This window comes from Streptococcus huangxiaojuni (assembly GCF_040930515.1).
Lineage (GTDB): Bacteria > Bacillota > Bacilli > Lactobacillales > Streptococcaceae > Streptococcus > Streptococcus huangxiaojuni.
Genome location: NZ_JBFQEG010000022.1, coordinates 1 through 12,920, shown reverse-complemented (window position 1 = coordinate 12,920; position 12,920 = coordinate 1). Strand labels below are relative to the sequence as shown.

The 12,920-nt window shown below is 42.7% G+C and carries 13 protein-coding genes and 2 pseudogenes; 14 read left to right on the top strand and 1 reads right to left on the bottom strand.

From position 1 onward, the window contains the following. Nucleotides 1-97 precede the first annotated feature (97 nt). The 12 genes and pseudogenes from aroA to AB3329_RS09805 all read left to right on the top strand — a co-directional run bounded on the left by aroA (nucleotide 98) and on the right by AB3329_RS09805 (nucleotide 9,541). Nucleotides 98-1,381 (top strand): 3-phosphoshikimate 1-carboxyvinyltransferase, encoded by a 1,284-nt coding sequence (gene aroA, locus AB3329_RS09860; RefSeq protein WP_368395887.1) that lies wholly within the window; start codon nucleotides 98-100, stop codon nucleotides 1,379-1,381. Continuing rightward, nucleotides 1,374-1,865, top strand: coding sequence for a shikimate kinase (locus AB3329_RS09855; protein ID WP_368395885.1), 492 nt, complete (start codon nucleotides 1,374-1,376; stop codon nucleotides 1,863-1,865). Before aroA ends, AB3329_RS09855 begins: the two co-directional genes overlap by 8 nt. Then, nucleotides 1,856-2,683, top strand: a complete 828-nt coding sequence (gene pheA, locus AB3329_RS09850; protein ID WP_368395884.1) for a prephenate dehydratase — start codon at nucleotides 1,856-1,858, stop codon at nucleotides 2,681-2,683. Before AB3329_RS09855 ends, pheA begins: the two co-directional genes overlap by 10 nt. Nucleotides 2,684-2,737: 54 nt before the next feature. Further along, nucleotides 2,738-4,141: an LCP family protein gene (locus tag AB3329_RS09845; protein ID WP_368395883.1), complete on the top strand. Its 1,404-nt coding sequence runs from the start codon at nucleotides 2,738-2,740 to the stop codon at nucleotides 4,139-4,141. 84 nt (nucleotides 4,142-4,225) lie between these two features. Continuing rightward, a complete protein-coding gene (rlmD, locus tag AB3329_RS09840) occupies nucleotides 4,226-5,611 on the top strand; it encodes a 23S rRNA (uracil(1939)-C(5))-methyltransferase RlmD (RefSeq protein ID WP_368395881.1) in 1,386 nt (461 codons plus the stop codon). After that, a complete protein-coding gene (locus AB3329_RS09835) occupies nucleotides 5,608-6,129 on the top strand; it encodes an SWIM zinc finger family protein (RefSeq protein WP_368395880.1) in 522 nt (173 codons plus the stop codon). The genes rlmD and AB3329_RS09835 overlap by 4 nt, the downstream gene beginning before the upstream one ends. Nucleotides 6,130-6,321: 192 nt before the next feature. Then, nucleotides 6,322-6,894 carry a TetR/AcrR family transcriptional regulator gene (locus tag AB3329_RS09830; protein ID WP_368395878.1) on the top strand — a complete coding sequence of 191 codons (573 nt, stop codon included), beginning with the start codon at nucleotides 6,322-6,324 and terminating at the stop codon, nucleotides 6,892-6,894. 516 nt (nucleotides 6,895-7,410) lie between these two features. Further along, nucleotides 7,411-7,566: pseudogene (locus tag AB3329_RS11665) on the top strand (CatB-related O-acetyltransferase); the annotation flags it as partial. 12 nt (nucleotides 7,567-7,578) lie between these two features. After that, a complete protein-coding gene (locus AB3329_RS09820; protein WP_368395875.1) occupies nucleotides 7,579-7,938 on the top strand; it encodes a nuclear transport factor 2 family protein in 360 nt (119 codons plus the stop codon). Next, a complete protein-coding gene (locus tag AB3329_RS09815; RefSeq protein WP_368395874.1) occupies nucleotides 7,932-8,108 on the top strand; it encodes a hypothetical protein in 177 nt (58 codons plus the stop codon). Before AB3329_RS09820 ends, AB3329_RS09815 begins: the two co-directional genes overlap by 7 nt. 123 nt (nucleotides 8,109-8,231) lie before the next feature. Beyond that, entirely contained in the window at nucleotides 8,232-8,666 is a 435-nt protein-coding gene (locus AB3329_RS09810; RefSeq protein ID WP_368395872.1) for a nuclear transport factor 2 family protein, read from the top strand. A gap of 32 nt (nucleotides 8,667-8,698) precedes the next feature. Beyond that, entirely contained in the window at nucleotides 8,699-9,541 is an 843-nt protein-coding gene (locus AB3329_RS09805) for an aldo/keto reductase (RefSeq protein WP_368395871.1), read from the top strand. Nucleotides 9,542-9,948: 407 nt separating this feature from the next. On the opposite strand, the gene AB3329_RS09800 is transcribed toward AB3329_RS09805, so the two are convergent. Continuing rightward, entirely contained in the window at nucleotides 9,949-10,578 is a 630-nt protein-coding gene (locus AB3329_RS09800; RefSeq protein WP_368395870.1) for an HXXEE domain-containing protein, read from the bottom strand. Between the two features lie 108 nt (nucleotides 10,579-10,686). Between AB3329_RS09800 and AB3329_RS09795 the strand changes: the two genes are divergently transcribed. Together AB3329_RS09795 and ltrA are read left to right on the top strand one after the other, a co-directional pair. After that, nucleotides 10,687-11,271, top strand: coding sequence for a TetR/AcrR family transcriptional regulator (locus AB3329_RS09795; protein WP_368395868.1), 585 nt, complete (start codon nucleotides 10,687-10,689; stop codon nucleotides 11,269-11,271). Nucleotides 11,272-11,706: 435 nt separating this feature from the next. Next, nucleotides 11,707-12,920: pseudogene (ltrA, locus tag AB3329_RS09790) on the top strand (group II intron reverse transcriptase/maturase); the annotation flags it as partial.

The following is a 12,920-nucleotide window of genomic DNA, read 5'->3' as shown; positions in this document are numbered from 1 at the left end:
TGTTTCTGTTTGACATGAAGATAAATAGGAATTGTAATGAAAAATTTTTGTGATTTATGGTACAATAATAGACAAAAGTATATTTGGGGGGTCTTATATGGATTTGCAGACCAATATTACCGGCTTACAAGGAACCATTCATGTTCCAGGTGATAAATCAATCAGTCACAGGGCGATTATGTTTGGGAGCTTAGCCGAAGGGACGACTGCTGTTTCAAATATCTTGCGAGGCGAGGATGTCCTAGCCACAATGCAAGCTTTTCGCAGTCTTGGTGTCCCGATTGAGGATGACGGTCACCTTGTTAAGATTCACGGTGTCGGTTTTAACGGTCTGCAGGCCCCAAAAGAACCGCTGGACTTAGGAAATTCCGGAACTTCTATCCGCTTGCTGTCCGGTGTTTTAGCCGGTCAGGATTTTGCTGCAGAGATGTTTGGCGATGACAGTCTTGCCAAGCGGCCTATGGATCGAGTAACGATCCCTCTGCGGCAGATGGGAGTTGATATTTCCGGACGGACAAGCCGTGATTTGCCGCCTTTAAGATTAAAAGGCAACAAAGCCCTGAAGCCTATTCATTATCAGCTGCCTGTTGCTTCTGCTCAGGTTAAGTCAGCTTTGATTTTTGCAGCTTTGCAGGCTGATGGTGAATCGGTTATTCTTGAGAAAGCACCGACCCGTAATCATACTGAAGAAATGCTGCAGCAGTTCGGCGGTCGTATTGCAGTTGATGGAAAAACGATTCGGCTTAGCGGCGGTCAGAAGCTGACAGGCCAAAAGCTGACTGTTCCAGGTGATATTTCAAGTGCGGCCTTTTGGCTGGCTGCCGGCCTTTTGACTGCTGATAGTCAGATTGTACTGAAAAATGTTGGGATTAATAAAACGCGGACAGGTATTTTAGAGGTCATTGAAGCGATGAAGGGACAGGTTCAGTTTTCAGACATTGATTCTGCTGCCCAGTCAGCAACACTGACTGTTAGGACTTCGGAGCTGACAGCGACAGAAATTGGCGGTGATATTATTCCGCGCCTGATTGATGAACTGCCGATTATTGCCTTATTAGCAACACAAGCAAAAGGGCAGACAGTTATTCGTGATGCTCAGGAACTCAAGGTGAAAGAAACTGACCGTATCCAGGCTGTTGTTTCAGCCTTAAACGCTTTGGGTGCGTCTATCACCCCAACCGACGATGGAATGATTATTCAAGGCGGGACTCCTCTTCACGGCGGCAGGGTTCATACGATGGGAGACCACCGTATCGGTATGATGGCTGCCATTGCTGCCTTGGCGGCTCAAGAAGGGACAGTTCACATAGAGCGGGCAGAAGCGATTAATACGAGCTATCCGACCTTTTTCGATGATTTGAAAGGATTGATTAATGGCTAAAGTTTTATTGGGATTTATGGGTGCTGGGAAAACAACAGTAGCGGGCTATCTGACGGATAATTTTCTGGATATGGATACGATTATCGAAGAAAAGGTCGGTATGTCTATCACAGATTTTTTTGCTGAGCATGGTGAAGCCGCTTTTCGTAAACTAGAATCCGAAACCCTTCAGGAACTGATGAAAATTGACGGCGACATCATTATTTCCACCGGCGGAGGGGTTGTCATCAGTGAAAAGAACCGCGAACTTCTGCGGCAGAACCGCAAATACAATGTACTCTTAGCGGCATCGTTTGAAGTACTGTATGAACGCATCAAAAATGATAAAGTTTATCAAAGACCACTTTTTTTGAATAATTCAAAGGAAGATTTTCATGGTATTTTCGAGCGGCGGATGATGCTTTATGAAGGATTGTCGGACTTAATTATAAATGTTGACAACCGTACACCGGAAGAAATTGCAAGGATTATTAAATGCATGTAGGTTATTTAGGCCCCAAAGGGTCTTTCACGCATAATATTGCGCTCAAGGCTTTTCCGGATGAAGAGCTCATCCCTTTGGGGACGATTACAGAAGTTATCAAGGCTTATGAAGAAGGGGCCGTGTCTTATGCGATTGTACCTGTCGAAAATGCTATCGAAGGCCCAGTTCTTGAAACATCGGATTATCTTTTTCATCAGGCACACATCGAAACAATCGCTGAGATCGTCCAGCCGATTAAGCAGCAGTTACTGGCTACCGCACAGGGTAAAAAAATCGAAAAGATTTTCTCTCACCCTCAGGCCATTGCTCAAGGGAAAAAATACGTGCTGGAAAATTATCCTGATGTCATTATTGAGGCTATGGCCAGCACGGCATATGCTGCCCGCTATGTTGCAGAGCACCCGCAAGCCAATTATGCCGCCATTGCCCCGCAGGCGGCGGCAGATGAATACGGACTTGAAATTATCGCTCAGGATATTCATGAAATCGACAATAATTACACCCGTTTCTGGGTTCTTGGGCCTAAAGCCGTTCCAATTGATTTAAAAGAGACAGATAAAAAAATTTCTTTAGCCTTTACTCTGCCGGATAATTTACCGGGTGCACTCTATAAGGCTTTATCTGTTTTTGCCTGGCGGGGCATTGATTTAACAAAAATTGAAAGCCGTCCTTTAAAAACGGTTCTGGGAGAATATTTCTTTATCATTGATTTTGCTAATCATAATGAAGAATTGGTCAGCTTTGCTTTAGAAGAGTTGACAGCTATTGGGATTCACTACAAAATTTTAGGAAAATACACTGTTTATCAATTAGGGTAACTGTTACAAATAGATTAGTTTGTATGGAAAGATAAGAATTGTTTGGAATAAGTTATGACAAGAAATAATAGAAGTGGCTTAAGCCACCACGAAGAACTGCGGTACGATTATCTCTTAAAAAATTTGCAGTATCTAAATGACAGGGAAAAAAATGAATTTAACTACCTGCAGCAGAAGATGAACCAGGCTCAGTACCAGCAGCAGGCCTACTACGACAGCTACCATTCATTTTCTGACTATGAGGATTTAGACAATCAGCAGGATTTTTACCCTGAAGATTATGAGGAGGCAGATGATGATACTTTGCAAGGTCTGCCTAAATATCCGACAGAAAGAACATCTTCCCGCAGATCAAGGCGGTCTGCTTCAGCTGTACAGCAGGGAGATCTGCCTGTTTATCCGGAGACTGCCGGTTCTGTTTCAAAACCTAGAAAGACTAAAAAACGTCCGAAAAGAGGACGGCTGAAAAAGATTCTTCTGACTGCCGGTCTTGTTCTGCTGGCTGTGTTTGCCGGCATGATTTTTATGTTTATTAAGGGAATGAATGACATCTCTTCTGGGAAATCGGACTACAGTGCCGCAGTGACTGAAACTTTTAATGGTGTGGATTCAGAAGACGGTACTAATATTCTGGTTTTAGGGTCTGACCAGCGGGTGACTCAAGGCTCGGACGAGGCCAGAACAGATACAATCATGGTTGTCAATGTCGGCAATAGCGACAAAAAAGTTAAAATGGTTAGCTTCATGCGTGATACACTGGTTAATATTGAAGGCTACAGTTATGATGATTATTCCTATGATTTGAAGCTCAATTCAGCCTTTAATTTTGGTGAACAGGATAACAACCAAGGGGCAGAGTATATGCGGCGGGTTCTGAAGAATAACTTTGATATTGATATCAAATACTATGTGATGGTAGATTTCGAAACCTTTGCTGAAGCTATTGATACCCTGTTTCCTAAAGGTGTAAAGATTGATGCACAGTTTGGGACTGTTGATGGGGAAGATGTGTCTTCTGTTGAAGTTCCTGATGATCTTAATATGGAAAACGGTGTCGTACCTAATCAGACGATTGAAGAAGGAGTTCAGCGTATGGACGGGCGGACTCTGCTCAACTATGCGCGTTTCCGCAAAGATGATGACGGCGATTACGGCCGTACGGTCCGTCAGCAGCAGGTCATCAGTGCCATCATTTCACAAATTAAAGATCCGACCAAACTCTTTACAGGTTCAGCAGCGATTGGCAAGATTTATGCTTTGACTTCTACCAATATTTCCTACACCTTTTTGCTGACTAACGGCTTGTCTATGCTGAGCGATGCGCAAAACGGCATTGATCAGGCTACGATTCCGTCAGAAGGCGGCTGGATTGATGATTTTGATATGTACGGCGGACAGGCGCTCTATATTGATTTCGAAAGCTACAAGCAAGAGCTTTCAGATTTAGGCCTGCGTTAAAGATAAAGGACAAGGAGGGGCCTTCTCGGCTAAGCTGGGCTGCTCCTTATTTTTTTGCCAGCATAGAAAGGCTGAAAAAAAGAAATGCTAAAAAAGAATGATATTGTAGACACTGAAATAGTCGATTTGAGCCATGAAGGACAGGGTATCGCCAAAGTTGCAGGCTTTGTCTTTTTTGTTGACAATGCTCTGCCCGGAGAGAAAATCCGCATGCGGGTGCTCAAGGTAAAAAAAGCAATTGGATTTGGAAAAGTTGAGGAATACTTGAGCTGGTCGCCCTTTCGCAATGAAGATTTGAATACAGACTATCTGAGGACAGGAATTGCAGATTTAGGGCACTTGGTTTATTCAGAACAGTTAAAAACTAAACGCCGGCAAGTGATTAACACCCTTTATAAAATTGCTGCCATATCCGATGTTCAGGTAGCGGAAACACTTGGTATGTCCAATCCTTATGCTTATAGAAACAAAGCACAGGTTCCGGTCCGCCGTGTCAACGGTCAGCTTGAAACAGGTTTTTTCCGCAAGCATTCTCATGATTTGCTGCCTATTTCTGACTATTATATTCAGAATAAAGAAATTGATCGTTTGATTAATTTTACCCGTGATTTACTGCGCCGTTTTGACCTTAAGCCTTACGATGAGAAGGAAGAGACAGGACTTATCCGCAATCTTGTTGTCCGCCGAGGGCATTATTCTGGTGAAATGATGCTGATCTTTGTGACAAGACGCTCAAAGATTTTCCGTATTGAGCAGATTACCGAAAAAATTGTAGCGGAGTTTCCTGCTGTCAAATCCATCATTCAAAACATTAATGATAAAAAAACCAATGCTGTTTTTGGCAGTGATTTTAAGACGCTTTACGGTAAAGATACCATTGAGGACATTATGCTTGGGAACCGCTATGCCATTTCCGCACCATCATTTTACCAAGTCAATACCGAGATGGCCGAAATACTTTATCAAACTGCAATTGACTTTGCAGAAGCAAAAAAGAATGACATTGTGATTGATGCTTATTCTGGGATTGGAACAATTGGCTTACTGTTTGCTGGAAAAGTTAAAGCCGTCTATGGTGTTGAAGTGGTTGAGGAAGCTGTGGCAGATGCCAAACGAAACGCTGCCTTAAACAACATTACCAATGCACACTATGTAGCCGATTCAGCCGAACAGGCTATGGCAACATGGGAAAAAGAGGGGATTAAACCCAATATCCTTCTGGTTGACCCGCCTCGTAAGGGTTTGACCGAAAACTTCATCAAGGCCAGCAGCGCCATGCAGCCGGATAAACTGGTCTATATATCCTGCAACCCGGCCACCATGGCACGTGATATCAAGCTCTACGGAGAACTTGGTTACAAGCTGCAGAAAGTGCAGCCTGTAGACTTGTTTCCAATGACACATCACATAGAAACTGTAGGACTTCTAGTAAGAAATATTGAAGATGATAAACGGGGGAAGTTAGCATGAGTATTTGGGATGATTTGAAAGTGGTTCACTTGGCTAGTAATGCTTCTTTTAGTAAAGGGATTGCCTACTATCAAAGTCAGGCAGTGTTAAGTGGAGAAAAGAGTGAAGATGGTATTTATAAGGGGCAGGTTAGTGGATCGCAAGGTAAAACTTACCATGTTACAATAAATACCAACTATCCTAGAAAGTCAACCTGTACCTGCCCATTTGCGACAGGCAGGAGAGTGATTTGTAAACACATGGTGGCCTTATACTTTTTCTATTTTCCCAGACAGGCTGATGCCGTTATTGCAGAGTGGGAAGAGGAGGAAGGAGAAAAAGAAGAACGCTATCTGAAATGGGAAGCAGATTATACAATGTTCCGACAGAAAAAAGTCGAGGAAATCACAGCTTATGTTAAGACACTGAGTGAAGGCCAACTCAGAGAGAAATTAATAGAAGCGCTTTTAAAAGAATTTGATTGTGACTACCCAGACTGTGATGAAGAGTCCGACTATGGTGAAGACTATTATTTTTGATTGATGAAAACAGTAAAATCACCCTCCTATTTATAAAAGGAACTGAAGGAGAATTATAGGATGTAGCTGCAGTGGGTAACTGTTGTAGTCACATCCTTTTTTGCGTTTTTGTGATATAATAATCGAGAATAAGTACTGAAGTAATATGTTTTCTCAAATGGTGAATTGATTAGTCTAGTCATAGGAGCAAATATGAAATTAAGTGGTTTTGAAGATTTACGGGTTAAACGGACAATAAAAGCTATCTATAAAGCCTTTGAAGAGTTGATTTGTGAGCTGGATTATGACAAAATAACTGTCACGGAATTGGCCAAACGGGCTGAAATCAATAAAAAGACCTTTTACCGCTATTATCCGACTTTGGCTGACCTGCTGGCGGAGATGCAAGAGCAGTATGCTCAGTCCTACATTGACTTGATTAAGGATTTAAGCCTGCCGGATGATTTGGAAAAGATGCAGCGTGCCTTTTTTGAATTTTCGGCAGAACAAGGAGAGGCTTATGATAAGATTACCATCAGCCAGACCTTCTATCGAGACATTCGTCAAGACATGGTGGATATGGTCATGGCTTCCACTTGGTCCAAGTTAGCAAGGTTGAAACAACTCAGCGATTTTCAAAAGATTAGCTTGCTCAATTTTGTCCAAAACACAGGCTTGTCTCTCTATCGCCAATGGGTGGAAGAAGGAAGGCGAACCCCATTGGAAGAAGTGATTGAGACGGCTAATCTCTTGACACTCGCAGGCGTCCAATCTCTTTTGAAATAAGATATGTCACACTTCCTCTCTTTTAGTGGCATATGTCCCGTTTTTAGAAAAGTGCCCATTGTTTTTTTGACAGTGGGCATTTACAATAATCTTAAACAGAAGAAATGAGGTGACAATATGGACAAAGATATCTGGCAACGGTTGGCTGACGGTGATGCGGTAAATATGATGGAAACAGAATACGGTGACACCGTTCTGTCAGAATTTAATCGCTGCCGCGACCTGCAATTTCGGATTAACCAAACTCTTCCGTCTTCTTCCAAGATTCATGATCTGTATGCAGAATTACTTGGCGGATACTTATCGGCCACCAGTCACATCATGAGTCCATCGCAGATTGATTTTGGGAAAAATGTTCATCTTGGTGACAGGGTATTCATCAATCATAACCTGACCCTCATGTCCATTGGTGGTGTTTCGATTGGAGATGGGACATTTATTGGACCCAATGTCAGCATTGTCACGGATAATCATGACTTGGAGGATATCCTTGTTTTGCGTTGCCAACCCGTTAAGGTTGGACAAAAGGTTTGGATAGGCGAAGGAGTTAAGATTATGCCTGGTGTCAGCATTGGAGATGGGGCAGTCTTAGCCAGCGGGGCGGTTGTCACTAAAGATGTTCCTGATTATGCAATTGTCGGCGGGAATCCAGCCAAGCTCATTCGGATGAAGGAAGGTTAGGTTATGCAGGAAGATGAAAAAGAAATTGTTGCCCTTCAACATGAGATTTGGAAAGCCATTATTGATAAAGATTTTGAACGGTTGTATGCACTTTACCCAGAAAATCATCTCTTTCGCCATGTTGGAGGCTACTGCCAGACACGGGAAGAATATTTTGAGACCATTCGTTCAGGAACTTTTTCTTATTATACCTATGTTCCAATTTCAGAGACGGTTCGACTGGTAGGAGAAGAACGTGCGATTCTCCATGCCAAGGCCAAGACAGATGCTCGCATTTATGGCTTTCGAAAGGTCTGGACTATGGATTTTGAACTTCCCTTTGAAAAAGTAGAAGGGAGGTGGCAGCCAGCAAATGATTGTTAAGAAAAGATCGGGATACTTTAGAAAAAATGTTACCAGGTGATTTTGTAGCAGTCTATATCACAGGGCCATTCAGACCAAAGAAGAGCGGTGAGATGACCTATGACGCTTTTTTAGAAACAAACTATAACTTTAAGCAGAAGAGTCAGCGTGTTCTGGTGACGGTTGAATAGTGGATTCACGCTAGGATTTATGGTAGTGCTTAGTCGGTAGCGGGGAAGCGTTATTTTCAAAAATTGATGGTTGGCGGCAAATAGTTGAGTAAATAAGATTTTCATAAGAGAAAGGGAAATAAAATGAATACAGAAATACTACTAGCAAAATTAGAATTGAAAGAATTGGTTGATACCTTCTCAAATTTGGCGGATATCAAGGATACCAAGACCCAGGTTCAACTCTTCACAGAGGACGCGGTTGTCACATCACATAATGGTAATCAGACTTTCAAACAGGAAGGACATGAGGCTATTGAGTCAGCCTTTGCGAATTTTCTAGCCCCTTTTGATACAGTTTACCACCTCAATGGTCAACAGGTCGTTACTATTGATGAGGATAAGGCAACAGGGACAGCCTACTGTCATGTGGTTTTGATTGGGCCAAACCAAGAGGAGAAACGGATTCAGACGACCCAAGGTGTTCGCTATGAAGATGAGTATGTTAAAGTGGGTGGTCAATGGAAAATTGCTAAGCGCACTTCTTACTTTATGTACACGGACAGCAAGGAAGTTTGATTAGAACTGATTGTTTAAAAAGGAGACAAAATATGGAACAAACTTATTTGAAACTCAACTCTGGCTATGAGATGCCACAATTAGGCATTGGAGTTTATTTAGTAGCACCTGAAGAGACTAAACAGAATTTACTGGATGCGTTTCAGTTAGGCTATCGTCATGTGGACACGGCCCATGCCTATCAAAATGAGCGCGAGGTTGGTCAGGCTGTACAGGCTTCCGGCCTAGCTCGTGAAGAGGTATTCATCACTTCCAAACTTTGGCCAAGCGATTATGCAGATCCGGAGGCCATTGATAAAATGCTGGCACGTCTAGATATGGACTATATTGACCTAGTCCTCTTGCACCAAGAGATTGGTGATTACAAGGCAGGCTGGAAAAATCTAGAAACAGCTGTTGCAGCAGGCAAGGTCCGCTCAATAGGCCTGAGTAACTTTGAGTCCGAGCGTTTAGAGGAAATTCTGACTATGGCGACCATTCCACCCGCAGCGCTACAGGTGGAATGCCACCCCTATTTTCCGCAACAAACTCTGAAAGAGAGGATTTCACCTCTAAGAACTATTATTGAAAGTTGGTATCCTCTGGGACATGGAGACAGCCAGCTGATGAGCGAGCCTGTCTTTAGTAAACTAGCTGAAAAGTATGGCAAGACGCCTGCGCAAATTATTTTACGCTGGCATATCCAATCGGGACATGCTGTCTTCCCTAAAACAACAAATCCTGAACATTTGAAGGAAAATAGAGATATTTTTGACTTTACATTGTCAGATGATGACATGGCTGACATTGCAGGATTAGCTAAGGATTTTCGCTATTTTAACATGACGCTGGAGGAGCGTGAGCAACGCCTCATGGCTTTTGTTCCAGAGGATTGATTTGAAGATTATAAAGAAAGGGATTGCGTATAATCTTAAATCCATCTGAAAGACTATAGTATAGAAGCAAGACCTTATCACACATCGAGACTGTTTGTCTACTGACACACATAATTGAAGAAACAGGTCTGAAAAGGTTTGAAATCAAGGACTTTCCGAATTCATAGGCAAAACTGTTCCGGGACTGAGGAGAGCCCTTTCCTTCTTTAGCAAACATATCTACGATTCCGCTTTCGGAGGATTGTAGCTACTATTTTGCTTTTTGGCTAGGGAGAAAGCAAGTTTACTAACAGAAGAAATAAGGAAAAAGGCATCGGGGAGATTAACCCCGATGCCTTTATGGAGCAGGATGTTCAGTACTGCTGATGGTTATGATTACTCATTTCCGGCTTCAATCTGCTCAAGTATCACTTCTTAAATCCAGCTCCGTATGCTGTCACATCAGTCAGTCCATATCCTTTTTTCTTGCCAAGGTCCCAATAGATCTTTGAACGGAAGCAGAACAGGAATACTGCAACAAACCAGACAATTGCAAGGCCATAATCGTACCAGATGAACATTGTAGGATTAAATACTGTGGTGAAGTAATAACAGCCAATGAATCCAAGGCCCAGAACACCTGTGATCTGGCCAGCATTGTAGAAGGTCTTCAACTTCACGGGGAAGATGATTAAGTGCATGATGACTTCGGCGAAAAGAAACATCATGGCAGATAAGGTCAGGAATCGCACATCGGGGAAGATAAGCGGCAGAACGTAGAGAAGGAGCAGGAAGCTCCAGTTTCCGAACATTGAACTAAGGTTAGTAACATCCCACTTTGTGGAATCCATCTCATCGTTATTCATCATAACTTTCATACCTATCAGCGGAAAACCGCCGGGATAGCCGAACTCCTCAAAGAAGTGCAGGAACAGGATTGTGATGGATGCCAGCAGGCATTTCTGGACTGATTCGACGGGTGCAAAAAGGGCAATCAGAGCAGTGAGTCCTGCGAGATATACTGAAATATAGTGCCATATGTTTACTGCCTTTTTCATGGTAATGGCCTCCTTCTTGAATTGCTTACTATTGACATTATAACGCGACAGAATGTATAATAAAATAGTCAATTAAAAGAAAAGTGTCTAATTAACGAAAGGAGCAGTATGCCCCGCCCAAGAAAAACTGACCGAGATGAAATGGCGACAGTGAAAATCGAAAATGCATTCTGGTCTCTGCTTGAGACTGAGCGGTATTCCGACATCACCGTTCTACGGGTATCTCAGGAGGCAGAAATCAATCGGAACTCATTTTACTATCACTATAGCAATATCAATGACCTCGCACAGAAGGCTTTTGTGAATAATGCTGACAATGAGGTATCGAGAACACTTGTGACCGCTTTGCTATCTGCATTTCAAGAAGGCAAGTCTGCGCCGATTTTTGATATGTCTATCTTACCTCATTCAAAGCGCATCATGTTATGTGCGGCAAGTGAATCTCCGTATTTGAGACAGCTGGTGACTGAGCTATTAAAAACGATATGGTTTAATTCCATGTCGATTGACGAAGAATTATTATCATCGGATGAGAGAGTACAGATTCGTTTTGTCTTTGCAGGACTCGTTTCGGTCCTTGGAAGTAAGGAAATAAGGGACAATCCGCTTTCTATGTCAGTTCTTTCCCAGACAGAATTAGGGAAAGCGATTATTTCTACGATGCAGATGATTGCAGCAAGGCAAGAAGTGTGAGCAGCGAAAGCTTGTTTAAAAAACATTATCCTTGAAGTGCTTCTAATGAGTGTGCGGGACCGCTGAATATGTTGCTCTGCTCGTAAAAGCCTAGAAATCTTTAACACATGGGATAGTAAAAAGCCTTGGATAACAAGGCTTTTTTATGTACGACGGGCATGTTGTACATCTGAGGTGCAAGTCCTCTGGGACACCCGCTACTGGTGAACCCAATAGCGATTCTGCATCCTGACTATCGTGAGGTAGCGGGGAGTTGAAGCTTCTGTAATAGAAGTGGAGCGAAGAGGTGAACCATATAACTGAAGTGCTATTCCACTTCGCCTGTACCTGCAACGTCGGTCTGATAGGTAGAGAAAGTTAACCCGTATGGCTAATGGAATCCACCACCAATGTAAGGTGTCCCGCAGGTAACGAAACAAGAAAGGAATCACACACATGTCGCCATTGTTAACTCAAATCTTATCTAAAGAGAATATGATGACTGCTTTCACCAAAGTCTGTGCTAATAAAGGCTCAGCTGGTGTAGACGGTATCACCGTAACGGATATCGGTCTGTATCTCAATAAAAATTGACGTACGATTAAGAGCCAGATACTTGCGAGAAAGTACAAACCACAACCTGTCTTACGAGTAGAAATACCCAAACCACAGGGAGGAAAGCGTAAACTAGGTATACCAACTATAGTGGATAGAATTATCCAACAAGCGATAGTCCAAGTTATCACACCCTTGTGTGAACCACACTTCCAAGAGACGAGTTATGGCTTTCGTCCGAACCGCTCTTGTGAAATGGCTATCCTAAAGCTATTAGACTATCTTAATGACGGTTATACTTGGATAGTGGACATTGACCTAGAGAAATTCTTTGATAATGTTCCTCAAGACCGCTTGATGTCCTATGTCCACAACCTCATCAATGACGGTGATACAGCATCTCTCATCCGTAAATACCTACAAGCGGGCGTTATGATACAAGGAAAGTACCATGACACGCCAGTTGGCACACCGCAAGGAGGTAATCTCTCCCCATTATTATCCAATATTATGCTTAATGAGTTGGATAAAGAGCTAATGGCACGAGGGTTACGTTTTGTGAGGTACGCAGATGACTGTGTTATCACTGTAGGAAGTAGAGCGTCAGCTATTCGAGTGATGCACTCTGTTACTCGCTATATTGAGAAACGTCTCGGTCTCAAGGTTAACGCTAGTAAGACCAAAATCACTAAGCCAACTAGTCTAAAGTATCTCGGCTTTGGCTTTTGGTATCAACCAAAAACAAACCAATGGTTCAGTCGTCCTCATCAAGATAGCGTTAAACGGTTCAAGGAAAAGTTAAAACTTCTTACCAGCCGTAAGCATAGTATAGACCTAGATATGAGAATACAACGGCTTAACTGGTTAATACGAGGGTGGATAAATTACTTCCGTATCGGAAAGATGAAAACTGTTTTAACCAAGATAGATGAACATCTGAGAACTCGCTTACGAGTGATTATCTGGAAGCAGTGGAAAACCAAAGATAAACGACGTTGGGGATTGCTTAAATTAGGCGTTCCTAGGTGGTTAGCCGATAAGGTATCGGGCTGGGGTGACCACTATCAATTGGTTGCTCACAAATCGGTTCTTAAACGTGCTATATCAAAACCAGT

What these genes read in the sequence shown, in the direction of transcription:
- aroA (WP_368395887.1), top strand. Translation starts at nt 98, where the DNA reads ATGGATTTGCAGACCAATATTACCGGCTTACAAGGAACCATTCATGTT.
- AB3329_RS09855 (WP_368395885.1), top strand. Translation starts at nt 1,374, where the DNA reads ATGGCTAAAGTTTTATTGGGATTTATGGGTGCTGGGAAAACAACAGTA.
- pheA (WP_368395884.1), top strand. Translation starts at nt 1,856, where the DNA reads ATGCATGTAGGTTATTTAGGCCCCAAAGGGTCTTTCACGCATAATATT.
- AB3329_RS09845 (WP_368395883.1), top strand. Translation starts at nt 2,738, where the DNA reads ATGACAAGAAATAATAGAAGTGGCTTAAGCCACCACGAAGAACTGCGG.
- rlmD (WP_368395881.1), top strand. Translation starts at nt 4,226, where the DNA reads ATGCTAAAAAAGAATGATATTGTAGACACTGAAATAGTCGATTTGAGC.
- AB3329_RS09835 (WP_368395880.1), top strand. Translation starts at nt 5,608, where the DNA reads ATGAGTATTTGGGATGATTTGAAAGTGGTTCACTTGGCTAGTAATGCT.
- AB3329_RS09830 (WP_368395878.1), top strand. Translation starts at nt 6,322, where the DNA reads ATGAAATTAAGTGGTTTTGAAGATTTACGGGTTAAACGGACAATAAAA.
- AB3329_RS09820 (WP_368395875.1), top strand. Translation starts at nt 7,579, where the DNA reads ATGCAGGAAGATGAAAAAGAAATTGTTGCCCTTCAACATGAGATTTGG.
- AB3329_RS09810 (WP_368395872.1), top strand. Translation starts at nt 8,232, where the DNA reads ATGAATACAGAAATACTACTAGCAAAATTAGAATTGAAAGAATTGGTT.
- AB3329_RS09805 (WP_368395871.1), top strand. Translation starts at nt 8,699, where the DNA reads ATGGAACAAACTTATTTGAAACTCAACTCTGGCTATGAGATGCCACAA.
- AB3329_RS09800 (WP_368395870.1), bottom strand. Translation starts at nt 10,578, where the DNA reads ATGAAAAAGGCAGTAAACATATGGCACTATATTTCAGTATATCTCGCA.
- AB3329_RS09795 (WP_368395868.1), top strand. Translation starts at nt 10,687, where the DNA reads ATGCCCCGCCCAAGAAAAACTGACCGAGATGAAATGGCGACAGTGAAA.